The following is a 26743-nucleotide window of genomic DNA, read 5'->3' as shown; positions in this document are numbered from 1 at the left end:
CACCAGGCCCTCCGGTGCCCATAGCCGTCGTGGGCATGGCGGCTCGGTTTCCCGGAGCACCGGACATCGAGTCCTTCTGGGAAATGCTGTGCGGTGGTGGCGACGCCATATCGCGCCTTTCCCGGGACCGGGTGGAGGCCGGCGGACCGTACGGCGCCGCCGGTTCCGACGACTCCTCCGCCGGCAACGGCAGCAGCACCGGCAACGGCAGCAGCACCGGCGGCGGTCCGGAGCCGGTCGCCGGAGGGTGGGGCGGATTCCTGCCCGGGATCGAGAAGTTCGACGCGGAATTCTTCGGCATCGCCCCGAAGGAGGCCGAGCGGATGGACCCCCAGCAGCGCCTGCTGCTGGAGGTCGCCCATGAGGCACTGGAGGACGCGGGACTGCCGTCCGGCAAACTGGCCGGCAGCCGGACCGGCGTCTACGTGGGCCAGCTCGGCGGCGACTACTGGCACCTTCAGTGCCGGCAGCCGGAGAGCCTGGACATCTACGCCACCGCCGGCGCCGCGTCCCGGGCGGCGACGTCCGGCCGGCTGTCCTTCGCCTTCGACCTGCGCGGCCCCAGCTTCACCGTGGACACCGCGTGCTCCTCGTCCTTGGTCGCCGTGCACCGCGCCGCGCAGAGCCTGCGCGCGGGCGAGAGCGAACTCGCCCTGGCCTGCGGGGTCAACCTGGTGCTGCTGCCGTACGAGACCATGACCTACGCGCGCGCCGGCATGCTGGCGCCGGACGGCCGGTGCAAGTTCGGTGACCGGCGCGCCGACGGATTCGTACGCAGCGACGGCGTCGGCGTGGTGGTGCTCAAACCGCTGGCCGCGGCGCTGGCCGACGGGGACGCCGTACGGGCGGTGCTGCTGGGCGGCGCGGTCAACAACGACGGCCGCGCCAGCGGGTACCTGATGACGCCCGCCGTCGAGGGACAGCGGCAGGTGCTCACCGCGGCCTACGCCGATGCCGGGGTGGACCCGGCGCAGGTCGATTACGTCGAAGCGCACGGCACCGGCACCCGCGCCGGGGACCCGGTCGAACTCTCCGCACTCGGCGCGGTCCTGGGCCAGGGGCGTGCTGCCGGGCACCGATGTCTGGTCGGCTCGGTGAAGACCAACATCGGGCACGCGGAAGCGGCTTCGGGCCTGGCCGGGCTGATCAAGACGGTGCTCTGCCTGGAGAAGGGCGTGGTGCCGCCGAACGTGCATCTGCGCGATCCGGCCCCCACCGTGCCGTGGGACGAGCTGCCGCTCGAGCTGCCGCGCGAGCTGACGCCGCTCCCGGACCGCGGGCGCCCCGCACTCGCCGGAGTGAGCAACTTCGGCATTTCGGGGACCAACGCGCACCTGGTGCTCTCCGCGCCGCCGGAGCCGGAGCCGGAGCCGGAATCGCAGGCAGAGCCGGAGCCGGGAGCGGAATCACAGCCGGAGCCGCAGCCGGATCCGGGGTCGGCTGATCCTGCCTCCGACGAGGCCCAGTTGCTGGTGCTGTCCGCCCGTACGCCCGAAGCGCTGCACGCCCTGGCCGAGCGGTACGCGGACTTCTTCCGCGGCGCCCCCGCCTCCGGTGCCGCCGCGTCCCTGCGGGACATCGCCCACAGCCTCGGCACCCGGCGCCAGCACCACGAGAGCCGGCTGGCCCTGGTGGCCCGTACGCACGAAGAAGCCGCCGCGACGCTGCGCGAACACCTCGCGGGTGCCGAGCCCCGCGGCGTCTCGGCGATCGACTACGCACCCGCCGAACGCCCCCGCGTGGTGTTCGTCTTCCCCGGCCAGGGCTCCCAGTGGATCGGCATGGGCCGGGAACTCCTGGAGACCGAACCGGCCTTCCGCGCCGCACTCAAGGAGTGTGACGCGGTGATCGCCGAGGAGAGCGGCTGGTCGGTGACCGAACTGCTGCGTACGGGAGCGCCCGAGCGCTTCGCCGAACTGGACGTCATCCAGCCGACGCTGTGGGCCATGGAAGTGGCACTGGCCGCGCTGTGGCGCTCGTGGGGCGTGGAGCCGGACGCGGTGCTCGGGCACAGCATGGGCGAGGCCGCCGCGGCCTGCGTCGCCGGGGCGCTGACCACGGCCGAGGCCGGAGCCGTCATCTGCCGGCGCAGCAAACTCGCCAAGCGGCTGGCCGGCAAGGGGGCGATGGCCTGGGTCGAGCTGTCCGTCGCCGACGCCGAGCGGACGGTGGCGGCCCACCGGGGCAGCGCGTCGGTCGCGGTGAGCAACAGCCCCGGCTCCACGGTGCTCTCGGGCACCCCGCGAGCCATCGACGAGATCCTCGCCGAGCTGGAGCGCCGGGAGGTCTTCGCCCGCCGCGTCAACGTGGACTTCGCCTCGCACAGCCCGCAGATGGACGAGCTGCGCGAGGAGCTGGTGGAGGCGCTCGGCGGGCTGCGGCCACGGGCGGGCCGGACACCCGTCCACTCCACGGTCCTCGACCAGGTGATCGACGGCAGTGCCATGGACGCCGCCTACTGGGCCGACAACCTGCGCAACCCGGTGCGTTTCGCCTCCGCGGTCAGCGCTCAGGCGGCGGTGGGTCCGACGGTGTTCCTGGAGATCAGCCCGCATCCGATCCTGCAGACCGCGATCCGGGAGAACCTCGACGCGTACGACGGTCCCGGGTACGTCACCGGGTCCCTGCGGCGCGAGGAGCCCGAGCGGCGGAGCCTGCTCACCCACGCGGGGCTGCTGCACACCCTGGGCTGCCCGGTGCGGTGGGAGGCGCTGTGCGGCGGCCGGGCGCGGTACGTACGGCTGCCCGGCTACCCGTGGCAGCACGACCGCTACTGGCACGCCCCGGCACCCGTACCCGCCGTGCCGGCGGCCGAGGACTTGGCCGCCGCGCCAGGGCCGTCGTCCTCCTCGCCTGCTTCCCCGGCGGGGACCGGCCACCCGCTGCTGGGCCGCGAACTGCCCTCCTCAGGGGAGCGCCGGGTATGGCAGGGCGAACTGGACCGGCGGCGCAACGCCTACCTCGACGACCACCAGGTGCAGGGCACGGTGATCGTCCCGGGGACGGCCTCGGTCGAACTCGCCCTGGCGGCGGGGCGCGAGGTGCTGGGCGAGCCGCCCGCGGTCCGCGACGTCGCCTTCCACACGGCACTGTTCCTGATGCCGGGACAGAGCACGGAACTGCGGGTCACCGTGGAGCCGGACGCGGCGGGCGGCCACCGCTTCGAGGTGGCCGGCCGGGCGGCCGACGACGAACCCTGGCAGACCCATGTCACCGGCGCACTGCGCCGGGGCGGCCCCGAACCGGCTCCCTCGGACGACCGCGCCGACGCCGCTTTTGCCCCCGAACCGCCGGACCGGGCACGCGAACGCTGCCCGGACCACGTCACCGGCGAGGACTTCTACCGGCACCACGCCGGCCTCGGCAACCAGTGGCAGGGCGCCTTCCGCGGCATCACCGAGCTGTGGCGCGGCACGCGCGAGACGGTCGCGCGGCTCACCTGCCCGCCCGGCATCGCCGCCACGCTCGGCGCGCACGTCTTCCACCCCGCGCTGCTGGACGCCGTCTGCCAGACCCTCGCGGCGACGGTGAAGTGGACGCCGGGCGACGCCGACGACGCCTTCGTGCTGGGTGACCTCGGCGTCGTACGGGTCCACCGCCCGCCCACGGAGCGGATGTGGGCCCATGTCCGCCTCACCTCCCACCTGCCGGGCCAGGAGTTCACCGGCGACATCGACGTCTTCGACCCGACGGGCCGGCACCTCCTGGCCGAAGTGCGCGCACTGCGGCTGCGCCATCTGCCGAGGGCGGCGGGGGAGGAGCCACGGTCCGGGTCCCTCGGGCACGGTGACGGTGACGCGTACGGAGACAGCCGCTCGTACGACGAAGGCCGCACGTACCAGGACGGCCGCACGGGTGAGAGTGACGGCGGGGACCGGCGCCGCGGCAAGGACGGCTGGCTCTACGAGCTGCGCTGGCGCCCCGTGTCCCGTCCACAGCCGGCACGGCCACCCGCCGCGGGAGCCGGAACCGCACGCTGGTGGGTGCTGCCGGACTCGACCGGGGTCGGCGCCGCACTCGTACGGCGGTTGCGCGCGGCCGGACACGAGGTGGCCGTTCGCGAAGGCGGCGACGGAGACGGTGCGCAGGCCGAAGGCCGTACGGTCACCGGCGTGGTGGACCTGCGGGCGCTGGACCTGGGCGTACCCGCCGCGTCGGCTCCGCCCCCGTCGGGCGGCGACATCTGCGGCCCCGCGCTGGCCCTCGTACAGGAACTGCTGGAGGCCGGGACGCCGGACACCCCGCGGCTGTGGCTGGTGACCAGGGGAGCCCAGGGCGTTCCCGCCCCGGAAGGCCGGGACGGCGGGGAGCGGGCGGAACCCGGCCTCTTCCAGGCACCGCTGTGGGGGATGGGCCGCGCCCTGGCCCAGGAGCAGCCCGCGCTACGTACGACCCTGGTCGACCTGGACCCGGCCGGGGACCCCGAAGCCGCCGCCGCGGCCCTCGCCGACGAGCTGCTGGCCGCGGCCTGCGTCCCCGGGGCGGCTCCCGTTACGGCTCCCGCCGCGTACCTCGACGAGGACCAGCTCGCGCTGCGCGGCCCGGACCGGTACGCGGCCCGGCTCGTACCCCGGCCGCCGGCGCCGGGCCGGACGGCCGGCGGCCCCGCGGCCTGGCGCGCACACCTCGCCGTACCGGGCACACCGGACGACCTGACGCTGGCGCCGGCCACCCGCCGACCGCCCGGACCCGGCGAGATCGAGATCCGGGTCACCCACGCGGCGCTCAACTACCGCGATGTGCTCACGGCCCTGGGCGCCTACCCGGGGCAGGGCCACGACAGCCCCACCCTGGGCTGGGAGTGCGCGGGCACCGTCAGCCGGACCGGGCCCGACGTCACAGATCTCACCGTGGGCGAGGAGGTCGTCGCCCTGGGCCATCCGGCCCTCGGCTCGTACGTCCGTACCCGAGCCTGCCTCGCCGTCCGCCGGCCCGCGCGGCTGACGGCGGCGGAGGCCGTGACCGTACCCGCCGCGTTCCTGACGGCCTATCACTCACTGGTCGAACTGGCGCGCGTCGACGTGGGCGACCGGGTACTGATCCACTCCGCCACCGGAGGCGTGGGACTGGCCGCCGTCCAGATCGCGCAGTGGCGCGGGGCCCGGGTCCTGGCCACGGCCGGGAGCCCGCACAAGCGGTCGGTGCTCCAGGCGCTGGGGATACGGGACGTCGCCGACTCCCGCTCCCTCGACTACGCGGACACCTTCCGCGCGGCGACCGGCGGCCATGGCGTCGACGTCGTCCTCAACACCCTCTCCGGGGACGCCGTACGGGCCAACCTCGACTTGCTCGCCCCGTACGGGCGGTATGTCGAGCTGACCAAGAAGGACATCCTGGAGGACCGGCACATCGGCCTCGGCGTCTTCGAACGCAATGTGACGTTCGGTGCCGTTGACGTCATCGACATGATCCGCCACCGGCCGGAGCGGGTGGGCCGCATCCTGCGCGAGGTCTTCGGCCTGATCGGCCAGGGCGTGCTGCGGCCCCTTCCGTACAGCGAACACCCCGCCGGGGAACTCGCCGAGGCGTTCCGGCTCATGGCCCGCTCCCGGCACCTCGGCAAGGTGGTCGTGGACTTGACGCGCACGGGTACGGAAACAGGTACGAACGTAGGCACAGGTACGGGTACGGACGTGGGCACGGGTAGGGACACCCCGGCTGCCGCCGCCGGGCCGCGGATCCGGGCCGACGCGACCTACCTGGTCACCGGCGGGCTCGGAGGGCTGGGCAGTGTGCTGGCCCGTTGGCTGGTACGGCGCGGCGCCCGGCACCTGCTGCTCACCGGACGCTCGGTGCTGCCGGAGCCCTCTGAGCGCTCCGCAGGCGCGGACGACCCCCGGCACACGCTGCTCGCGGAGCTGCGCGCGGCCGGCTGCCAGGTCGCGTACGAGTCGATGGACGTGGCCGACGAGGCGGCGCTACGGGCGCTGCTGGCGCGGCGCGAGAGCGCGGGACTCCCGCCGGTGCGGGGCGTCGTGCACGCCGCCGGTGCCCTGCGGTACCAGGCGCTGGCCGAGTACGACCGGCCCGGCCTGGACGAGGCGGCGCACGCCAAAGTGACGGGCGGCTGGAGCCTGCACCGGGCGCTGGAGGGCACACCGCTGGACTTCTTCGTGCTCTTCTCCTCGGGATCGGCGGTGCTCGGCTCCCCGCTGCTGGGCGGTTACGCGGCGGGCAACGCCTTCCTGGACGCACTGGCCCGGCACCGGCGCCGCCACAACCTGCCCGCGCTGTCGGTCAACTGGGGCTTCTGGGGATCGCTCGGCATGGTCGCCAGGGCCGCGCAGGAGCAAGGGCGCTCCCTGACGCCGCGCGGCATGACCGCCTTCGAACCGGCGGACGGCATCGAGATCCTGGAGCGTCTGATGGCCGAGGACGCGGACGGGGTGGCGGTGCTGCCCACGGACTGGCGGGTCTGGCGTGAGACCTATCCGCGGGCGGCGGGCGCGCCGCTGCTGCGCGAACTCATCTCCACGGACGGGGCTCCGGCAGCGGAACCTCCCGTCTCGGAGCCCCCCGCACCGCAGGCCCGTACGCCGGAGACCTCGATGTCAGAGGCCCGCACGCCTGGGGCCTCCACGTCCGGGGCCACTGCGTCCGGGACGACTGCGTCCGGCGCTACGGACGATCTGGGGAGCGAGCAGTCCGTCGAGGAGTATCTGACGCGGCAGATCGCGCGGGTGCTCGGAGCGCGCATCGAGCGGATCACGCCCGAGAAACCGCTGAACAGGCTCGGCCTGGACTCGCTGATGGCCACGGAGATCCGTACCCGGATCCGGCGCGACCTGAACGTCGTGCTGCCGGTGGTCAAACTCCTCGGCCGGCACACCGTGGCCGATGTCGCCGCCGAGGTCCGCGCCGAGCTGGACCGGCGGGCGGCACCCGAGGATTCCCCCAGCTCCTCCCGCTCTCCCAACCCCTCCAACCCTTCCGACTCCTCCAACCCCTCCGACTCCTCGGACACCCGCCGCGAGGTGGTGGAACTGTGATGTCGCAATCGACCGGACCAACGGCCCCGACCCCCACCCTGAGCCCGGCCCCGGATCCGGCCCCGGACCCGGCCCGGCCCCCGTCCCGGGAAGCGGAGGACCTGCTCGCCCGGGCCACCCGCCTGGGCATCGAGTTCAGCGTCGAGGACGGCCGGCTGCGCTGCTCCGCACCCGAAGGCACCCTCACCGACGGCCTCCGGGCGGAGCTGAGCGCCCACCGCGACGAGCTGATCGCCGTACTCGGCGACCGGCACCCGCCCATGCCGACCGAGCCGCCCATGCCGACCGAGCCGACCGAGCCGCCCATGCCGACCGAGCCGTCGGCGCCGCCCGTGCCGTGGATCACGCCCGACCCCTCGGCCGCCCACGAGCCGTTCGAGCTGACCGAGATCCAGCAGGCGTACTGGCTGGGCCGTACCGGCGCCTACGCCATGGGCGGCGTCTCGACCCACCTCTACATGGAGTTCGAGAGCGACGACCTCGACCCCGGGCGCTTCGAAGCGGCGTGGCGGAAGGTGATCCGCCGGCACCCGATGCTCCGGGCGGTCGTCCTGCCCGACGGGCGGCAGCGGGTGCTCCCCGACACCGGCCTGCCCGACTACCGCGTCGCGGTCCAGGACCTCACGGGGCTGGACGCGGCGCGGGCCGAGGCCCGGCTCGCCGCCGTACGCGACGAGCTGTCGCACCAGGTGCTGCCCGCCGACACCTGGCCGCTGTTCGACATCCGGATCAGTCTGCTGCCCTCCGGCCGCCGCCGGGTGCACCTCAGCGGTGATGTACTGCCCGTGGACGGCTGGAGCTGGCAGGTCGCGATCGGCGAGTGCGAGCGCTTCTACCGCGACCCGCACCTGGAGCTGCCGCCCCTGGAGCTGACCTTCCGCGATTACGTCCTGGCCGAGCGCGCTCTGCGGGACGGCGAGGAGTACCGTACGGCGTACGCGTACTGGCGACGGCGGGCGGCCCAACTGCCCGCCGCGCCCGAACTGCCGCTGCGGTGCGCCCCCGAGGCGCTGGAGAGCACCCGCTTCGCCCGCCACGCCGGGCGGATCGACGCGGGCACCTGGCAGCGGGTGAAGGACCTGGCCACGGCGCACGGCCTGACCCACTCGGCGGTCCTGCTCGGCGCGTACAGCCTGGTCATCGGGGAGTGGAGCAAGACCTCCCGCTTCCTGCTCAGCCTCACCCTGTTCAACCGGCTGCCGCTGCACCCGCAGGTCGGGGACGTCGTGGGGGACTTCACCTCCTTCCTCCTGCTGGACGTCGACCACGGCGCGGAGGGCGACTTCGCCGAGCGCGCCCGGCGCCTCCAGGACCAGTTGCACGGACAACTGGAGTACGCGGCGGTCAACGGCGTCGAGGTGCTGCGGGAGATCTCCCGGCAGCAGGGCCGTACGGCGACCGCGCCCGTGGTGCTGACCAGCCTGGTCAACCACCGCGGCCACGGCATGGAGCCGTTCGCCTGGCTCGGCGAGCAGGTCCACGGCATCTCGCAGACGCCCCAGGTGTGGATCGACCACCAGGTGTTCGAGGACCACGGGGACCTGGTGCTCCACTGGGACGTGGTGGACGGGCTGTTCCTGCCCGGCGTACCCGAGGCGATGTTCGATGCGTACGTACGGCTGCTGGAGTCCCTGGCGGGGCAGGAGGGCTGGCGCACCGACGCCACCGCGCTGCTGCCGCCCGGGCAGCGGGCGGCGCGCGAGGACTACAACCGCACCGGCGCGCCCCTGCCGCAGGGAACACCGCAGACACTGCACGGTCTGTTCGCCGAGCGGGTGCGCCGGCATCCGGATGCGGTGGCGGTCATCTGTGAGGACCCTGAGTTGTCCTATGGCGAGGTGGACCGGTTGTCCGATGGGGTGGCCGGCCGGCTGGCCGCTGCGGGGTGTGGCCGGGGTGATCTGGTCGGGGTGGTGATGGAGAAGGGCTGGGAGCAAGTTGTCGCCGTACTGGGGGTGCTGAAGTGCGCGGCGGCGTACGTGCCGGTGGACGCCTCCTGGCCGCAGGCCCGCCGAAAGGACGTGCTCACCGGAGCCCGGGTGCGCTACGTACTGACGCAGCCCTGGCTCGAAGACGGCTCCTTCGAAGACCGGCAGGCAGATGCCGGTACGGAGGTGCGGGTCTTCACGGTGGCCGCGGCGGATGCGGAGGCGGACGAGCGATGTACGGACAACCGATGTACGGACGGGCGATGTACCGGAGAGGACCTGGCGTACGTCATCTTCACGTCCGGGTCGTCCGGGCGGCCGAAGGGCGTGGCGATCGACCACCGCGCCGCCGTCAACACCGTCCTGGACATCAACCGCCGTTACGGCCTGGGCCCCGAGGACCGGATCTTCGGCGTCTCGGCGCTGAGCTTCGACCTGTCGGTGTGGGACGTCTTCGGCGCGCTGGCCGCCGGTGCCGCGCTGGTGCTGCCGGGCGAGGGCGCCCGCCGCGACCCGGCCGCCTGGTCGCAGGAGATGGTACGGACCGGGGTGAGCGTGTGGAACTCCGCCCCGGCTCTGATGGAGCTGTTCACGGAGTACGCGGCGGGGCGGCCCGCACTGGTCCCCGAGGGCCTGCGCCTGGTGCTGCTCTCCGGCGACTGGATCCCGGTCACCCTGCCCGACCGGATCCGCGCGCTGCGGCCCGGCGTACGCGTCATCGGACTCGGCGGCGCGACCGAGGCGAGCATCTGGTCGATCCACCACGAGATCGACCGCGTCGACCCGGCGTGGCGCTCCATCCCGTACGGACGCCCGCTGGCCAACCAGCGGATGTACGTACTCAACGACGGGCTGCGGGACTGCCCGGACTGGGTGACCGGAGACATCTGCATCGGCGGGGCCGGGCTGGCGCGCGGCTACTGGGAGGCGCCGGAGCAGACGGCCGCCGCGTTCTTCACCCACCCCCGTACCGGCGAGCGCCTGTACCGGACCGGTGACCTGGGGCGCTTCCACCCGGACGGGTACATCGAGTTCCTGGGGCGCCAGGACAACCAGGTCAAGATCAACGGCCATCGGATCGAACTCGGGGAGATCGAGGCCGTCGCGCTCGAACACCCGCAGGTCACGTCCGCGGCCGTCGTGGTGTCGCGGGAGGGTTCCGGACGCCGGCTCATCGGCTGCGTCACCGGCACGGCGGAGGCCGGACGGCTCAGGGAACACCTCGCCGAACGTCTCCCCGCGTACATGGTCCCGGCGAGTCTGGCGGTGCTGGACGCGCTGCCCGTCACCGCCAACGGGAAGGTCGACCGCGCTGAACTCGCCTCCCGGGTACGGGCGTTTACCGCGGTCCCTGGCGCACGGCCCGGCGCACCACCGCCCGCCGTGTCCACGTCCGGCTCCCGCCCGTCCGGCGCAGGCACGCTGGGCCGGGTCCTGGCCGCGGTGTGCCAGGTGCTGCGGCTGCCCGCCGTGGACGCGGACGCCGACCTGCTGCGGCTGGGGGCCAGTTCCCTGGACCTGGTGCGGCTGGCGAACGTACTGGAGCAGGACTTCGGCACGCGCCCGGTGCTGGCGGAATTCCTGCGGCTGACGACTCCCCGCGCCATCGCGGCGCACTTCCAGGGCCAGGACACGGGCGGCGAGGAAACAGGCGGGGTCCGCAGTGCGGACCGGGGTGCCGGCGACCGGTCCGCCGCTGCCGCGCCACGGCACACGGTGATCGCGGACCCCGAGGAGCGCGAGCGCTTCAAGCGCGGCCGGCCCGGGCTGCGCCGGCTGCCGCATCCGGAGCCGGCCGCCGTCGTCCGGCTGCCCGATGCCCCGGTCCGTGCCGTCGCTCCCGAACTGCGCCGCACCCGGCGGGAGTTCGAGCAGCGTACGGTGGCGTCGGCGGACCTCGCCGCCCTGCTGGGCGCCCTGCGCCAGCGCGTCACCGACGAGGACCACGTACGGGCGCTGTACCCCTCGGCGGGCGCGGTGTTCCCGACGCAGACGTACGTCCACATCGCCGCCGGCCGCGTCCAGGACGTGCCCGCCGGTGCCTACTACTACGACCCCGACGCCCACCGCCTGGTCACCCTGTCGGCCGGCGCCGCGCCACCGGCCGCGGCGCACTGGCCGGTCAACCGGGCCATCGCGGACGACAGCGCGTTCTCGCTGTTCCTGGTCGCCGAGCCGGGCGCGATCGAGCCCGTCTACGGCGAGGACGGTCTGCGCTTCGCCACGCTCGAAGCCGGGCACATGGGCCAGCTCCTGATGACCGTGGCCCCGGCCCACGGCCTGGGCCTGTGCCCGGTCGGTGCGCTCGACCCCGGGCCGCTGCGCCCGCTGTTCGACCTTCCGGCCTCCGCGCACGTGCTGTACGCGCTGCTCGGCGGCCCGGTCGTGGAAGGGGCCGCGGACGCGGAGCGCGCCGGGGCGGACGGGGACGAGGGATGGGAAGAGGGCGAACTGTGACCACCAGGACGACCATCGACGGGACCACCGACGAGACGACCGACGAGACGATCGACGAGACCACCGGTGGGACGGCCCCGGCCGGAACCGGCACCCCCACCGCCGCCGTCCCCACCGACGACAACGAGGCCGCGGCGCTGCTCGCCGCACTGGAGCGGCGCGGCGTGGAGCTGTGGGCGGACGAGGGGAGGCTGCGCTACCGCGCGCCCCGTGGCGCCTTCACCGCCCCCTTACGGGGCCGGGTCGCCGCACTCAAGCCGTACCTCCTGCGCGTACTGAGGCACCGCGAGACCTCCCTGAGCGACACGGTACGGGCCGTCCCGGACCCCGCGGCGGCCCATGAGCCGTTCCCGCTCACCGACATCCAGCAGGCGTACTGGGCCGGCGAGACCTCGCTGTTCGAACTCGGCGGCATCCGCGCCCACATCCTGCTCGAATTCGACCGGCCCGACCTGGACCCGGCCCGCTTCGACAGCGCCTGGGACCGGGTGGTCCGGCGCCACCCGATGCTCCGCGCGACCGTACTGCCGGACGGCACCCAGCGGGTGCTGAAGGACGTACCGCCGCTGCGCACCCGCGTCGAGGACCTGCGCGGGATGCCGGCCGGGGCGGCCGACGCCGAACTGGAGCGGGTACGGCGGACACTGGCCGACGAAGGCCCCACGACCGACACCTGGCCCCTGTTCGGGATCCGCATCCTGCGTACGGAGCGCAGCCACCACGTCTTCCTCACCGTGAGCCTGCTCATCTGCGACGCCCCGAGCACCGCGCTGCTCCTCGCCGACCTGGAACGCTGCTACCGGGACCCGGACCTCCTCCTGCCCCCGCCACCGCTGACCTTCCGCGACTACTGCGGCGCGATGGCGGCGCTGCGCGGCACCGACGAGTACGACCGGGCACTCGACCACTGGCGCCGCCGCGCCCCCGAACTGCCCCCGGCGCCCGAACTGCCGCTGGCCAAGAGCCCGGCCGAGGTGGACCGTCCCCGCTTCGTCCGGCGCCAGCACCGTATCGCCGCCCGGGACTGGGAGCGCGTCAAGCACCTCGCGGGCGCGCGGGGGGTGACCCCCGCCATCACCCTGCTGACGTGCTACGCGCGGGTGATCGCCCGGTGGAGCAAGAGCCCGCACTTCACACTGAACGTCCTGCAGTCCCAGCGCCGCCCGCTGCACCCGGACGTCGACGCCCTGGTCGGCAACTGCAGTTCCACCTTGCTGGTCGAGGTGGACGCGAGCGCCGGGCGGGACTTCGCCGCGCTGGCCGGGGACCTCCAGCGCCGGGTGTGGGCCGACCTGGAACACGGGATCGTCAGTGGCATCGAGGTGCTCGCCGGGCGCAACGCCGCCCGGGGCAGCCGGACCCGGGCGGCCATGCCGGTCACCTTCGCCAGTGCCTTGCACGTCGCCGAGGACGCCGAGGACACCAAGGACGGTGAAGGTGGTGAAGGCGGGGCGGCGCCAGCCTCCGGAGGCGGCTGGCGTCGCCGGATCGTCAGCAGCCGCATGCAGACCCCGCAGGTGTGGATCGACCACCAGGTGTTCGAGGACAACGGGGACCTGGTGCTGAACTGGGACGTGGTGGAGGAGCTGTTCCCCGACGGGGTTCCCGGGGCGATGTTCGAGGCATACCTCGCCGTACTGGCGGCGCTGACGGAACCGGCCGGCTGGGAGGACGCCGCCCTGCCACCGCTGCCGGACGGGCAGTCGGCGGCGCGGGCCGCCTACAACGACACCGCCGTGGACCTGGGGGAGCGGTCCCGACTGCCGCTGCACGGTCTGTTCGCCGAGCGGGTGCGCCGGCATCCGGATGCGGTGGCGGTCATCTGTGAGGACCGTGAGTTGTCCTATGGCGAGGTGGACCGGTTGTCCGATGGGGTGGCCGGCCGGCTGGCCGCTGCGGGGTGTGGCCGGGGTGATCTGGTCGGGGTGGTGATGGAGAAGGGCTGGGAGCAGGTCGTCGCCGTACTGGGGGTGCTGAAGTGCGCGGCGGCGTACGTACCCGTGGACGCCTCCTGGCCGCAGGCCCGCCGGGACGCCGTACTGTCCTCGGCCGGCGCACGGCACGTACTGACCCAGTCGTGGCTCGCCGACCCGGTGGAGACGCCGGGCGGGCCGTACGTCCTGCCGGTCGACAGCCTCGACGGTGACGGGGAAGATCCGGACGTACGGGAGGCGGTCGGTGTCCCCGCCGACGCCGCCGGCCCGGACGACCTCGCCTACGTGATCTACACCTCGGGTTCGACCGGACACCCCAAGGGCGTGGCCGTCGACCACCGCGCCGCCGTCAACACCGTCCTGGACATCAACCGTCGCTACGGCCTGGGCCCCGAGGACCGCGTCTTCGGCATCTCGGCGCTGAGCTTCGACCTGTCGGTGTGGGACGTCTTCGGCGCGCTGGCCGCCGGCGCCGCGCTGGTGCTGCCGGCCGAGGGCGCCCGCCGTGACCCGGCCAGTTGGTCGGAGGAGATGGCACGGACCAAGGTGAGCGTGTGGAACTCCGTACCGGCGCTGCTGGAACTGCTCGTGGAGTACGCGGCCGGCCGCCGTGGCCTCGTCCCGGACAGCCTGCGGCTCGTCCTCCTGTCCGGCGACTGGATCCCCCTCACGCTTCCCGAACGGCTGCGGCGCATCACCCCGGGTGCGACGGTGGTGGGGCTGGGGGCGCCACCGAAGGCAGCATCTGGTCGATCCACCACGAGATCGGCGAGGTGGACCCGGGGTGGCGGTCGATCCCGTACGGCCGTCCGCTGGCCAACCAGCGGATGTACGTGCTGGACGAGGCCGGCCGGCCGTGCCCGGACTGGGTGACCGGCCAGATCCACATCGCCGGTACCGGACTGGCACGCGAGTACTGGAACGCGCCGGAGCTGACCTCCGCCGCGTTCGTCTCCCGTCCCGGCACCGGCGAGCGGCTCTACCGTACGGGCGACCTGGGGCGCTTCCGGCCCGAGGGGTACATCGAGTTCCTGGGACGGGAGGACGGCCAGGTCAAGGTCAACGGCTACCGGATCGAACTGGAGGAGATCGAGAGCGTCCTGCTCGCCGACCCCGGGGTACGGACGGCCGCCGTCGTCGCCGGTGGCGGACGCGAGGACCGCACCCTGTCCGCGTACGTCACCGGAACTGCGGACCCCGAGCGGCTCCGCGGCCGTCTCGCCGCGCGGCTGCCCGCCTACATGGTGCCCGCCACCTGCACGGTCGTGGACGAACTGCCGCTCACCGGCAACGGGAAGGTCGACCGCAAGGCGCTCGCCGCCGCCGTCCGCGCACCGGCGGCCGTACGGAAGAAGGCGTACCAGGCCCCGCGTGACGAGACCGAGGTCCGCCTCGCCGAGCTGTGGGCGCAGGCCCTGGGCGTGGACGTCGGCGGCGTCGGGGTGCACGAGGACTTCTTCGCCCTGGGCGGGCGTTCGCTGCTCGCGATGCGGCTGATGCTGCGCGTCGAACGGGAACTGGGGTGCCGGCTGCCGGTCTCTCTGCTGCTGCGCGGGGCGACGGTGGCCGAGCTGGCGGCGGCGGTACGCGAACAGCGGCGGCCAAAGTCCGAGCGGTCGCAGGCGGACAGGTCGGAGACGGAGCGGTTGAGGGCCGGGACGGACCGGCCGGAAGCGGACCGGCCGGCAGAAGACCAGGTGAAGGGAGAGGCCCCGTGACCGGAAGAACGCCCGAACCGCTACTGCCCGAACCGCTGCCGCCCGTACTCGATGTGCTGGTCATCGGAGCGGGACAGGCCGGGCTGGCCATGGGCCACGTCCTGGCCCGGCGAAAGCACCGGTTCGCCATTGTGGACGCCGCCGCGCCGGGCGACTCCTGGCGGGCCCGGTGGGACTCGCTGCGCCTGTTCACCCCGGCGCGCTACTGCGGCCTGCCCGGCATGGCCTTCCCCGGTGACCCGGACCACCACCCCGGCAAGGACGAGGTGGCCGACTACCTCGTCCGTTACGCCGACGCCTTCGGCCTGCCGGTCACGCCGCACAGTCCGGTGACCGGACTGACCCGGGCCGACGGCTGCTTCACGGCGGTCACCGGGGGCGGCGGCGTATGGCGTGCCCGGCAGGTCGTCATCGCCACCGGGCCCTTCCAGGAGCCCTGGCGGCCGGCGGCGGCCGAGGACCTGGACCCCGAGGTGGTGTCCGTGCACAGCGCCCACTACCGCAATCCCGCGGCGCTGCCGGGCACGGAGGTGCTGGTCGTCGGCGCCGGCAACTCCGGGGCGCAGATCGCCGCGGAACTGGCGGTCCGGGGGCGGCGGGTGAGCGTGGCGGGCCCCATGCTGCCCTACCTCCCCCAACGGCTGCTGGGACGCGACGCCTTCTGGTGGTTCGACCGCCTCGGCCTGCTGCGTACCGACGCGGACACCCGGCTGGGCCGCAGGCTGAGCGGCCGGGAAACCCTCTTCGGCACCAATCTGCGGGCCATGGCCAAGGCAGGCGCTCTGCGGCTCGTGCCGCGGGTGACCGGCGCGAAGGGCCGGCGGATCACCCTGGCCGACGGTACGGTCCTGGAGCCGGACGCCGTCGTATGGGCCACCGGCTACCGGCACCGGCTGCCGTGGCTCACGGTGCCGGTGCTGGACGAGCGCGGAGCGCCCGTACACCGGCGAGGCGTCGGTCCGGTGCCCGGCCTGTACTTCCTCGGGCAGCCGTGGCAGACCCACCGTGCCTCGGCGCTGCTCGCCGGGGTGGGCCGGGACGCGGCCCTGATCGCCCGGCATCTCGCGGCCGGACACCAAGCCGCGTCGGCCGCGCCATCCGGGCCGATCGCGGCATCCGGGCCGGGCGGGATATCCGGGACAGCCAGGACATCCGGGCCGGCCGGGCCGGGCAAGCCGACCGGCTCCGGTGATGCCGTACGAGGAGGGACGGTATGACAGCGCGCTCACCGCTGGGACCCGTACACGCCCCGGACCCGACGTCCTCGGTGTTGGCGGGGCACACCGTGTACGGCGCGCCGGTCATCCCGCCGGCCGGGGCCCCGCCCGGGAGTTCCGCGCCGGGACACGACGCGGCACGGACCCTGTGTCTGCGGCACCTGCGGGACCTGGGAGCGTCGGCCGATGACGGCGCCCATACGGCGGGCCCGCTGCGTGTGACGGGGCCGGCCGGATCGGTCACACTGCACCTGAACTGGGCCGGGCCGATGACCGACGGACCCGTCGACGAGGTCACCGTCCAGGCGGTGACCGGGCTGATGCATCTGCACGGCCGCCGGGAGGGCACAGGCCCCCGCCGGCTCGGCGTGGACTACGCCGCCACCGCCGCGGGCGTCGTCGCGGCACAGGGCGTGCTGGCCGCGCTGCTCGGCCGGCTGCGGGGGCTGCGCACCGACACGGTGGAGACCTCCGTCCTGGAAGCCGCCCTGCTCACCGTCGCTCACTACGTGGCGATGGCCACCGCCGAGGACGACGAGCCCGCCCTCCCGACGGCCGCCATGGCGCCGACGACTGCGAGGACTGCGACGACGGCGCCGACGACTGCGACGACGACCACGGCCCCGACGATGCCGGGCGGCTCGGCGGCCCCGGTGGCCTCCCCGGAGGCGGGCGTGCCCCCGCCTTTCCTCTCCGCCGACGGTGTCCGGTTCGAGGTCGAGTGTCTGACCCCCGAGCCATGGGCACGGTTCTGGGCCCTGCTCGACGTACCCACCACGGTCGCGGGGCGGGGCTGGTGGCCGTACGTACGGCGCTACGCCGACGCGACGGCACCGCTGCCGCCGGCGCTCCACGAGGCGACCCGTGCCATCGCCTTCGACCGGATCGACGTGGCGGCCCGGCGGTCCGGCGCCGCCCTGTGCCGCTTGCGCCCGCTCACCGAGCGGGTCCGCGAACTGGGCCTGGAAGACGGCGACGTGATCGGCCCGCCCTGGCGCATCGAGCCGCCGGCCACGAACGGGACACCACAAGCCCCCGGGAGCTTCCGGGGCGCAACGCGGTCCGTGGCGGCTCCCTCCGGAAGCGAACTGCCGCTGACCGGGCTGCTGGTGGTGGAGGCGGGCCGCCGTATCCAGGCGCCGCTGGCCGGGAACGTGCTGCGCATGCTGGGCGCACGCGTCGTACGCGTCGAGCCGCCGGGTGGTGACCTGCTGCGCGGGATGGCGCCGATGGCCGGCGACTGCTCGGCCGGCTTTCTCGCCCTCAACCGTGACAAGCAGGTTGTCCAGGCCGACCTGGGGAGTCCCGCGGGCCGGGCGACGGCACTGGAACTGGCTGCGGACGCCGATGTGTTCCTGCACAACTGGGCGCCCGGCAAGGCCGCCGAACTGCGCCTGGAGGCCGCCGATCTGGCTGCCGTCAACCCGTCGCTGGTCTACGCCCACGCCTCCGGATGGGCCGGCGCGCTGGGCGGCGCAGACGCCCCGCCCGGCACCGACTTCGTCGTCCAGGCGTACGCGGGCCTCGGGGAGTTGCTGCACCCGTACGACGAGGAGCCCGCCGTCTCGCTGATCACGCTGCTCGATGCGCTCGGCGGGCTGGTCGCCGCGGAAGGCGTACTCGCCGGGCTGATCGCCCGGGAGCGGGACGGCGGTCGCGGACGGCGCGTCGGCTCCAGCCTGCTGTCGGCCGCCGCCGTGCTCCAGGCCCCCGCCCTGGAAGCTCTGGCATCTTCCGTGGAGGAGGAACAGGAGGAACAAGAGGTGGGGGAGGCACGGGCAGTACGAGAGGGAGCCCGGCGCAGCACCGTCCAGGAGGGGGCCGGCCAGGAGGGCACCGTCCAGGAGGGCACCGGGCGCGGAAACGGTTCTTCCGCAGCGGGACGCCCGCGCTGGGGGCCGGCGGACAAGCCCCTGGCCACCGCGGACGGCTGGCTCGCCGTCCCGGGCGGCACCGGTATCCAGCAGATGTGCGCCGCCCTGGACATCCCGTACGCGACGGCCGGTGTCCCCGGTCCCGCCCCCAGTACCCCCGGCACCCCCGGCACCGAGAGCGCCGGAAGGCGCGAGAGCCTGGAGCAGGCGGTGGCCCGGCGCCTCGCGGAACGTTCCGCCGCCGACTGGGTGCCGCGGCTGCGTGCCGCCGGACTGCCCGCCGTCGAGGTCTGCTCGGACCTGGCCGCCCTGGAGGCCGACCCGCGCCTGAAGCCGCTCTTCCACCGGCGTGGCGCCGCCTTCCTCAACGCGCCGTGGAGGTTCGGCCGATGACCCGACCGGAGATCCACGACCAGGTCGCCCCCGAGCTGCGGGCCTGGTGGCGCGCGGCCGGGTACTGCCCGGACGCCGACCTCTTCGCGCTGTTCGACCGGCGCGCGGCCGAGCACCCGGAACGGCCCGCGGTGATCGATGACGAGACCACGGTCGACTACGCCACGCTGCGCCGTAGGTCGCTGGCCCTGGCCGCCGGGCTGAGCCGCGCCGGACTCCGGCCGGGCGAAGTGCTGTTCGCCCAACTGCCCTCCGGGTGGCGGGCGGTGGCCGTGGAGCTCGCGGCGGCGGCGCTGGGCGCGGTGGTGCTGCCCTTCCCCGTCGGACGGGACCGGCACGACACCGCGGCGGTGCTGGGTGCGTCGGCCGCCGCCGCGGTGGTCTGTCCGTCCTCCGCGGCGGCCGGCCTGCGGGATCTGACGAACCGGCGCGGGGAGTCGCGTACGGCGGCGGCAGGCTCGGCCGGGACTGGCACAGCGGAGGCAGGAACAGCGGAGGTACATGCGACCGAGAAGCCTACGACTGAGACGGGCGGGGCCGAGACCGGCACGGCCGGGGTACGGACGATCGTCACCAGCGGCCCGGCCGTCCCCGGCTGCCTCGACCTGGACACGCTGCTGCACGGGAAACCGCCTGCGGACCGCCCGGCCGCCGCCCCGGACCCGTGGGCCCCGGCCCGTATCGTCGTCTCCTCCGGTTCGGAGAGCACGCCCAAACTGGTGGCCTACTCCCACGAGGCGCTGGCCGGCGGCCGTGCGGGCCCGCTGGCCCACCTTCTCGGCGGCCGTCCGCAGGGCGCGCCGGGTCCGCTGCGCGGCTTCTTCCTCATCCCCCTGGCGACCTCGTTCGGCACCCTGGCGGCACCGGTGACGCTCGCCCGGCACGGGGGAACGGTGATCACCACGGCCAGGTTCGACGCGGACCGGGTCGCGCGGATGGTGGCCCGGCACCGCCCGACCCATCTGTTCGGCGTGCCCACCATGTTCCAACTGCTCCTGGACAGTGCCGAGCTGGCCGGAGCCGACACCTCGGAGCTGCGCGCGGTGGTCAGCGGCGGGGCCCGCCTGGACAGCCGTACGCGCGAACGCTGCCGTACGCGGTTCGGCTGCCCCGTCGTCAACTGCTACGGCGCGGCGGACGGGGTCAACTGCATGACGCGCCTGGACGATCCGGCCGGACTGGCGCACACCTGCGTCGGCCGTCCCGATCCTGACATCATCGCGATCCGCGTGGTCGACGGGACGACGGGCCGCGACGCGCCCGCCGGAGCCATGGGCGAGGTGTGGGGCCTGGGGCCGATGTCACCACTGGGGTACGTCGGCGCGCCGGACCGCGACCGCCGCTACCGGGTGGACGGCGGCTGGGTCCGCACCGGCGACCTGGGACTCTTCGATGCGGACGGCCGTCTGCACATCGCCGGGCGCCGCGACGAAGTCGTCATCCGCGGCGGCCGAAACCTCAGCCCGGTCGAGATCGAGCTGCTGCTCACCGGCCATCCGGGGGTGCGCCAGGCCGTGTGCGTCGGCGTGGACGACCCGCTGATGGGGGAGCGGCTGTGTGCCTGTGTGGTCCCGGCCACCGCGGTCGCCCCGCCCACCCTGGACGAGCTGAACACCTGGCTGGTCGGCGAACACGCCGTGGAGAAGGGCAAGCTGCCCGAACGGCTGGCGGTCGTCGCGGACCTGCCGTTCAGCGCGGCGGGCAAAGTGGACCGCCGTGCGCTGCGCCGCCAAGTGGCCGGCGCGCCGGACCGACCCGCCCCGCCGGCACCGTCCACCGCCCCCGGCCCTGACACCACCTGACACCAGGGCCGGGCGCCCCACACGACCGCCTACGAGATCACCCACGCAACCGCCCGCCCGACCCCCACGAGACCATCCACGTGCCGCGAACGTGCCCGCGAACATGCCGACCCACGAGCCCGCGTACATGCCCTCCTACGAGAACGCCTCGGCGAACCACTCCTCGACCACGGCCCGGAACCGCTCGGGCTCCTCGATGTGCGGGTAGTGACCGCTCTCGGGGAAGATGTGCAGTTGGGCCGAGGGGATCGCCTCCGCCAGCCGTTCGCTGTTCGCGGGCGGGCACTGCGGGTCGTGCCGGCCGACGATCACCAGCGTCGGCGCCTTGATCGCACCGAGCTCCGGTTCGAGGTCGAAGGCGGGCAGCTCACGCATGAAGGATGCCAGCCGCTCCTGGGAGTTGGCCGCCTCGTCCTCGGCCGGCGGGGCCGGGTTGCGCTCCGGGTCGGCCACCGAGAGCTGGAACAACCGCCGGGCCGACAGCGCCGGGTCCTGCGCCGCCAGCTTCATCGCCTCCGCGGCCTCCCCCGCCCGCGGGTGCCCGGGGTCGGCCAGACTCCCTTCCGTGAAACGCCGGCTGGCGGCGGTGCTGACCAGGACGAGTCCGCGGACCGCCGCCGGATCGCGCAGCGCGTGCAGCAGCGCCACCATGCCGCCGGTCGAGGAGCCGACCGCCACCCACGGCGGCAGCCCGAGCCCCTCCCGCATCGCCGACAGGTCCCCGGCGAACCCTTCCATGGTCAGATCGCGTTCGTCGCGTACCGGCCCGGAACCGCCCATCCCGCGCGGCGCGACCGCGTGCAGCCGCAGATGCGGCGTCAGGGCCCGGGCCAGTGAGCCGTTCGTACTCACCGACCGGTACTGATGACACAGCACGCCGGGCTGACCGGCCCCTTCCACCGTGTAGGCCAGCTCCCCGCCGGGCACCGGCACGCGCGTACTCATGGACGACCTCCATCGCTGCGAAGCAGTCGTGAACGGACACCACCGATACGTCCTGAGCACTGTACCGACAAGTTCCGTCCACGCAGCGGAGGTTGGGCAACGCCACGCTTCATCGACGGCCCGGAATCCCCCACGTGCCCACAAAAGGGCCGATCCCTGCGCACCCGAAGCAGCGAAAGGCGGCACCTGTCCGGGACAGTTGAGTCATGCGGTCCTGACCTGCCAGGACACCTCAAAGCCTGTCCGGGACATGTCCCGGACAGGCTTCTGCGTAGACGCCCCGGACCCGGCTTGCCAGGCTCCCGGTTGCACACAGCGCACACCCGGAGAAGGGACATCTCATGCAGCACGGCTTACGTCGCGGCATTGTCACCGCGGCTGTCACCGCGACCGCTCTCATGACGCTGAGCAGCCAGGCCGGCGCGACCGCCCTCGGCGGCGTGTACGGGAAGTCGAGGTCCGGATGCTCGGAGGCGAGCGGCACCTACAACTACTACGACACCGACAAGGTCACGCCCAACGGCAACAAACTCTATGACGCCGTCCTCACCATCACGGCCAAGGACCTGTGCCCGGGCGATCCCCGGCACAACGCCGCCCGGGTGAACATCGCGTACTGGAAGTACGAGGGCGGGCTGGAGAAATGGCACACCTGGGAGAAGCTCGCCCAGAACAGCACCCAGACCAAGAAGCCGAAAAACGTGTGGAACCTGATCATCGAGGTCTGCGACTGGAATCCGAACGACGGTAAGGACAAGTGCGCCAGGGTGGCGTAGGGCGGCGCCCGACGGTTCTCTGATGCCGCTGCCGAGGCGCCGACGGCTCGCGGAGACTCCAGGCGCCCGGGCGGCGGGCCGCGGTCGGCCCCCGCCCGGGCGCCTGACCGCGGGCCCGGCTCCGCTCCCGGTACACCGAAGAGATCGGGAGCGACGAACTGAGGGCTTTGGTACGCCCGTACGCCGACCGGGGCCCTCGCCGAGACCGGCCGGCTGGCGCCGCTCCCACTGTCTGGGAAAAGACCCGCTGACGGCCCGTCAGCGCTGAAGTTCGGTGACCCATGCCGTCAGGCCGGCCAGGAAGCCCGCGCGGTCGCGTGCGGACAGGCCGTCCAGGGCGCGCAGCAGGGTCTCCGACCGCGCGGTGACGAAGCGCTCGAACGCCGGGCGGTACTCCTCGGCGAGGGTGACCAGGATGCGGCGCCGGTTGGCGGGGTCCTCCTCGCGGCGTACGATCCCGGCCCGGCTCAGGGCGCCGACCAGCTCGCTGGCGGTCGGCACCGAGACCTGCATCCGGCGGGCCAGTTCCGTCACGGTCAGCGGCTGCCCGGCCAGCAGTTGCGCCAGGACCGCCCCGTGGCGCGCGGTCATCCCGTGCGACTCCATCGTCCCGCGCAGCGGTTCCGGAGTGATGTCCTGGACCAGCGACCTGCGGAAGAACGGGGCCAGCAGCGGGATGAGTCCGACGATCTCGATGTCCTCGGGGGTGGGCACCCGGGGCACCCGCGCGGGTTCCTCCGCAAGCTCCCGTTCGCCCTTCCCGGGCCGGCTCGTGTCAGGCATACTGTGATTCTAATGGTTTGGATAACCAAACTGTTGGTTTCTTCGAAAGGTGGCAGTCCATGCCGTCGATCAGCTACCACGACGCCGTGAACGACGCGCTGGAGCGCATGCGTGACCTGGGCTACGAACGCGGGGTGGGGGTCGACCTCGCCAATCACGGCCCCATGGGGGCCGAGGCGCTGGCCCTGCTGGGGCAGGAGGACGAGGTGTCCCGCTGGGTGGAGCGGTACCGGCGCGCCATGTCCCACCACGAACCGCCCGCCGCCCGCTTCGCCATCGACCCGGCCGACGAAGCCTCCTGGCGGCCCGCGCTGGGCGCCTTCGACCGGGCCGGCGACTGGGAACGGCTCTTCGCCCGCGAACTGGCCGACGCCCCCTGGCGCGAGGTGCTCGTGCGCTGGTGGCCACGGCTGCTGCCGGGGCTGTTCGCCGGCCTGACCCACGGCCTCATCCGTACCGCCCACGCCGTACGCGGCCTGTACGGCGCGGCCGGCCGGCCCACCCCGCTCCAGCTCGACGAGCTGGCGCGCGGCCTGGCCTACTGGGCCGCCCGCTACGTACAACTGCCGGGACAGGCCCGGCTGACCGGCTCACGGCAGCTCGCGGAGGCGATCGCCGCGCTGCCCCGGATGCCGCACAACGGCCCGAAAGGCCCCGAAATGGCCCGGCACCGCCTGGAGACCCTGGAGCGGATACCGGGTTACGGGCCGGCCCTGGAGACCCTCGCCGCCGACCAGGCGCCACGGCTGCTGAGCGAGATGACGACGCAGTTCGCCGACGTGTACCTCGGCCACCCCGAGATCTTCCCGGTCCCGCTCATCCACGGCGTCACCGCGCCCGCCGCCGCCCGCATCGTCCTGCCGCACCTCCCGGCGCACCTGCACGAACCGACCCTGGCCGCACTCTGGCAGGTGCACACCGCCTTCCTGCTGGCCTTCACCACCGACCGGCGCGACGAGGGCACCACCGCCTGGCGCGCGGAGGTGGCCGACGTCCCGCCCCTGGACGAGCTGGGCGCCCGCGCGGCCGAGCACGGTGACGAGCACGTCATCAAGTTCACCGAGGCGTGCCTGCGCGAGTACGCCCTGCGCCCCGACCCGCGCTTCCCGGCGGCGGCTGCCGCCGCGATGCGCCGCATCCCCCGCCTGAACTCCGGTGGAGGCGCCGGCCTCCTGTGAACCCCCGGAGCAGGGTGTACATAAGTGCACCACCTGTCGGGTTGTCAGGTGCAGTGGATTGTGAGGCCCGGCACGGCATCGTCGGTGACGCATCTTTTCGAACCGACGAGGACCAGGTGACATGCGCACAGCCGGTATACCGATCCACGACAAGAGCGGCGGCCCCCGGGCCGGCGGGGTGGCGACCATGGCGGGTGTCTTCCTCGCGGTCGCGTTCGTGGGGCGGGGGCCCTGGGAGCCGTACAGCCGGCGACCGGCATCCCCGGCGAGGTCCTCCAGCTCACCCAGTTCGGACCGGCACTCGGAGTGGCGGTGGTCGCGCTGCTGTGGCGGGCCAGGACCCGGGCCCTGTTCACCGGCCCGGCGGGCGGCGGGGCCCGTAGCGGTGTCCACAAAGGCGCCCGTGGTCCGCTGCTGCTCGCCACGGCACCGCTGATCATCGCCGCGTGCGTGGCCGCGTACGGCATCGTCTGCGGCGACGCCCGGTTCACCCGCCCCGGCGCGCTGGACCACCCGTTCGCGCTGATCGTGGTGGCGCAGTTCATCGGCGCCTGCGGCGAGGAGATCGGCTGGCGGTGCCTGCTCCAGCCGCTGCTGCGCACCCGGTTCGGCCCGATCGCCTCATCGGTCGTGGTGGGCGCGCTGTGGGGGGTGTGGCACGTGCAGGTCTTCGCACGGGACCCGCGGTACGCGGGGTCGTTCCTGCTGGCGGCCGTGGCCATGTCGGTCGTGCTGGGGCTCGCCCTGGACCGGACCGGCCCGTCCCGGCTGCCGCTGGCCGGCGGCTTCCACGCCCTGATCAACCTCGGCCTGCTGCTGTTCATGGACGAGGAGTCCGGCGCGGTGGCCCCCATGGCGCTCTTCGGAGCGGCGTGCCTGGTGGCCGCGCTCGTATGGACCGGTGCGGGGGAGGCGCGGGCCAGGGCCTGGAACCGGACTCGGAACCGGGCGCTGGACGGGAGGCGCATCCGGTCTGGAATACGGACCCGGACCGAGACCCGATCTTAGGGCCGAATCCACACAATCGGCGCAAATGACGCGCTCCCGTTCACCCGACGGCGATGGCCGCAGGGCGAACGGGAGCAGTCGGCTGCCAGAGGTACCGGAGGAAACCGGAGGAAACCTCAGGAAGGGGTCAGGCCACCGGGGCCGGGTACGTCGGGTACTCCACCCCGGAGACGTGCTGGACGACGCGGATGACCTGGCACGAGTAGCCGAACTCGTTGTCGTACCACAGGTAGAGGATCGCGTTGTCACCCTCGACCTTGGTGGCGCCGGCATCCACGATCGAGGCGTGGCGCGAGCCGATGAAGTCGCTGGAAACCGCGTCGGGGGCGCTGATGAAGTCGATCTGGCGCTTGAGCGGCGAGGTCAGCGACACGTTGCGGAGGTGGTCCAGGACCTCCTTGCGGGTGGTCTCGCGGGCGAGCTGGAGGTTGAGGATCGCGATCGAGACGTCCGGCACCGGGACGCGGATCGAGCTGCCGGTGATCTTCGCCTGGAGGTCGGGCAGCGCCTTGGCGACGGCGGAGGCGGCACCGGTCTCGGTGATCACCATGTTCAGTGGCGCGGAGCGACCGCGACGGTCCGCCTTGTGGAAGTTGTCCAGCAGGTTCTGGTCGTTGGTGAACGAGTGGACGGTCTCCACGTGGCCGCGCAGCACGCCGTACTCGTCCGCCATCGCCTTCAGCGGCGGGACGATCGCGTTGGTGGTGCAGGACGCGCAGGACAGGATCCGCTCGTCCGGCTTGATCATGTCGTGGTTGACGCCGTGCACGATGTTGGGGACGTCGCCCTTGCCCGGTGCGGTCAGGACGACCTTGTCGATGCCGGGGCGCAGGTGCTTGGACAGGCCCTGGCGGTCGCGCCACTTGCCGGTGTTGTCGATGAGGATGGCGTCCTTGATGCCGTACGCCGTGTAGTCGACCTCCGACGGGTCGTTGGCGTAGATCATCTTGATCTCGTTGCCGTTGGCGATGATCGTGCCGTTGGCCTCGTCGACGGTGATCGTGCCCTGGAACTGGCCGTGGATGGAGTCGCGGCGCAGCAGCGACGCACGCTTGATGATGTCCTGGTCACCACCGGCGCGGACGACGATGGCACGCAGCCGCAGCCCGTTGCCGGAGCCGGCCTTCTCGATGAGCAGACGGGCGACGAGCCGGCCGATGCGGCCGAAGCCGTACAGGACGACGTCGCGCGGCTCGCGGCGCTCGATCTTGTCGGCGCCCGTGGCGCCGGCGACGGCCTCGGCGGTGAACTCCTGGACCGACAGACCGCGGTCGTCGGCCCCGTAGGTCGCGGCGAGCATCCCGATGTCGATCTGGGACGGGCCGAGGTCGAGCGTGGTCAGGGCCTGGAGGAACGGCAGCGTGTCGGTGACGGAGAGCTCCTCACCGGCTATCTGCCGGGCGAACCGGTGGGTCTTGAGGATGCTGACCACCGACTTGTTCACCAGGGAGCGGCTGTGCAGCAGGACGGTGACGTCCCGCTCGCGGTGCAGCTTCCCGATGATCGGGATCATCGACTCCGCGATCTCTTCGCGGTTCTTCCAGTTTGTGAACGAGTCGTCGTTGACAGTCACAGATCCATCTTTCGAGCTAGGCGGCGCTCACATGTTAACCCCCTGCTGCTCCGGTCCTTCAAGCAGGGCCGTCGGAACCAGAGGTCGCAGTGGTGGGCGGGCGGGGCCCCGGCGGACGGGCCGTACGGCGTGCGGGGCGAAACCCGGCGGGGTGCCGGCGGTGGTCCT

13 protein-coding genes and 1 pseudogene are annotated in these 26743 nt (G+C 73.4%); 11 read left to right on the top strand and 3 right to left on the bottom strand.

Going from position 1 to position 26743, the window contains the following annotated elements; all coding sequences use genetic code 11:
* The first annotated feature begins 14 nt into the window (after positions 1-14).
* From KGS77_RS01205 to KGS77_RS01175, 8 genes and pseudogenes are all read left to right on the top strand, one after another.
* The gene (locus KGS77_RS01205) at positions 15-6989 is read left to right on the top strand and encodes an acyltransferase domain-containing protein (RefSeq protein WP_347404571.1); all 6975 of its coding nucleotides are present in this window, start codon (positions 15-17) and stop codon (positions 6987-6989) included.
* Complete coding sequence (locus KGS77_RS01200; protein WP_242578223.1) at positions 6989-11374, top strand: amino acid adenylation domain-containing protein; 4386 nt, start codon at positions 6989-6991, stop codon at positions 11372-11374. Before KGS77_RS01205 ends, KGS77_RS01200 begins: the two co-directional genes overlap by 1 nt.
* Positions 11353-14181, top strand: coding sequence for an AMP-binding protein (locus KGS77_RS01195; protein WP_347404420.1), 2829 nt, complete (start codon positions 11353-11355; stop codon positions 14179-14181). Before KGS77_RS01200 ends, KGS77_RS01195 begins: the two co-directional genes overlap by 22 nt.
* Positions 14067-14594: pseudogene (locus tag KGS77_RS34830) on the top strand (AMP-binding protein); the annotation flags it as partial. The gene KGS77_RS01195 and the pseudogene KGS77_RS34830, both read left to right, overlap by 115 nt.
* Positions 14574-15026 (top strand): phosphopantetheine-binding protein, encoded by a 453-nt coding sequence (locus KGS77_RS34825; protein ID WP_347404570.1) that lies wholly within the window; start codon positions 14574-14576, stop codon positions 15024-15026. The pseudogene KGS77_RS34830 and the gene KGS77_RS34825, both read left to right, overlap by 21 nt.
* Complete coding sequence (locus KGS77_RS01185) at positions 15023-16243, top strand: NAD(P)/FAD-dependent oxidoreductase (protein WP_242578221.1); 1221 nt, start codon at positions 15023-15025, stop codon at positions 16241-16243. Before KGS77_RS34825 ends, KGS77_RS01185 begins: the two co-directional genes overlap by 4 nt.
* Complete coding sequence (locus tag KGS77_RS01180) at positions 16240-18510, top strand: CoA transferase (protein WP_242578219.1); 2271 nt, start codon at positions 16240-16242, stop codon at positions 18508-18510. The genes KGS77_RS01185 and KGS77_RS01180 overlap by 4 nt, the downstream gene beginning before the upstream one ends.
* Entirely contained in the window at positions 18507-20312 is a 1806-nt protein-coding gene (locus KGS77_RS01175; protein ID WP_242578217.1) for a class I adenylate-forming enzyme family protein, read from the top strand. Before KGS77_RS01180 ends, KGS77_RS01175 begins: the two co-directional genes overlap by 4 nt.
* A 135-nt stretch (positions 20313-20447) precedes the next feature.
* Here the strand turns inward: KGS77_RS01175 and KGS77_RS01170 are convergent, their stop codons facing one another.
* Positions 20448-21257 (bottom strand): alpha/beta hydrolase, encoded by an 810-nt coding sequence (locus KGS77_RS01170; RefSeq protein ID WP_242578215.1) that lies wholly within the window; start codon positions 21255-21257, stop codon positions 20448-20450.
* Positions 21258-21598: 341 nt separating this feature from the next.
* Here KGS77_RS01170 and KGS77_RS01165 point away from each other — a divergent pair, with 341 nt between their 5' ends.
* The gene (locus KGS77_RS01165; protein WP_242578213.1) at positions 21599-22033 is read left to right on the top strand and encodes a hypothetical protein; all 435 of its coding nucleotides are present in this window, start codon (positions 21599-21601) and stop codon (positions 22031-22033) included.
* A 258-nt stretch (positions 22034-22291) separates the two neighbouring features.
* Here the strand turns inward: KGS77_RS01165 and KGS77_RS01160 are convergent, their stop codons facing one another.
* Complete coding sequence (locus KGS77_RS01160; protein ID WP_242578203.1) at positions 22292-22816, bottom strand: MarR family transcriptional regulator; 525 nt, start codon at positions 22814-22816, stop codon at positions 22292-22294.
* Between the two features lie 59 nt (positions 22817-22875).
* On the opposite strand from KGS77_RS01160, the gene KGS77_RS01155 reads away from it, so the two are divergent.
* Entirely contained in the window at positions 22876-23994 is a 1119-nt protein-coding gene (locus tag KGS77_RS01155) for a questin oxidase family protein (protein ID WP_242578201.1), read from the top strand.
* A 312-nt stretch (positions 23995-24306) separates the two neighbouring features.
* Positions 24307-25002, top strand: a complete 696-nt coding sequence (locus KGS77_RS01150) for a CPBP family intramembrane glutamic endopeptidase (RefSeq protein ID WP_242578199.1) — start codon at positions 24307-24309, stop codon at positions 25000-25002.
* A gap of 127 nt (positions 25003-25129) precedes the next feature.
* On the opposite strand, the gene KGS77_RS01145 is transcribed toward KGS77_RS01150, so the two are convergent.
* Complete coding sequence (locus tag KGS77_RS01145; RefSeq protein WP_242578197.1) at positions 25130-26575, bottom strand: glyceraldehyde-3-phosphate dehydrogenase; 1446 nt, start codon at positions 26573-26575, stop codon at positions 25130-25132.
* Positions 26576-26743: the final 168 nt, after the last annotated feature.

Source organism: Streptomyces sp. MST-110588 (assembly GCF_022695595.1).
GTDB lineage: Bacteria > Actinomycetota > Actinomycetes > Streptomycetales > Streptomycetaceae > Streptomyces.
Note: the sequence above shows the minus strand (reverse complement) of the source record. Positions and strands in the feature narration are given on the sequence as shown.

Coding starts and splice junctions, on each gene's coding strand:
- KGS77_RS01175 (WP_242578217.1), top strand. CDS start 18,507: ATGACCCGACCGGAGATCCACGACCAGGTCGCCCCCGAGCTGCGGGCC.
- KGS77_RS01165 (WP_242578213.1), top strand. CDS start 21,599: ATGCAGCACGGCTTACGTCGCGGCATTGTCACCGCGGCTGTCACCGCG.
- KGS77_RS01200 (WP_242578223.1), top strand. CDS start 6,989: ATGTCGCAATCGACCGGACCAACGGCCCCGACCCCCACCCTGAGCCCG.
- KGS77_RS01180 (WP_242578219.1), top strand. CDS start 16,240: ATGACAGCGCGCTCACCGCTGGGACCCGTACACGCCCCGGACCCGACG.
- KGS77_RS01155 (WP_242578201.1), top strand. CDS start 22,876: ATGCCGTCGATCAGCTACCACGACGCCGTGAACGACGCGCTGGAGCGC.
- KGS77_RS01160 (WP_242578203.1), bottom strand. CDS start 22,816: ATGCCTGACACGAGCCGGCCCGGGAAGGGCGAACGGGAGCTTGCGGAG.
- KGS77_RS01195 (WP_347404420.1), top strand. CDS start 11,353: ATGGGAAGAGGGCGAACTGTGACCACCAGGACGACCATCGACGGGACC.
- KGS77_RS01170 (WP_242578215.1), bottom strand. CDS start 21,257: ATGAGTACGCGCGTGCCGGTGCCCGGCGGGGAGCTGGCCTACACGGTG.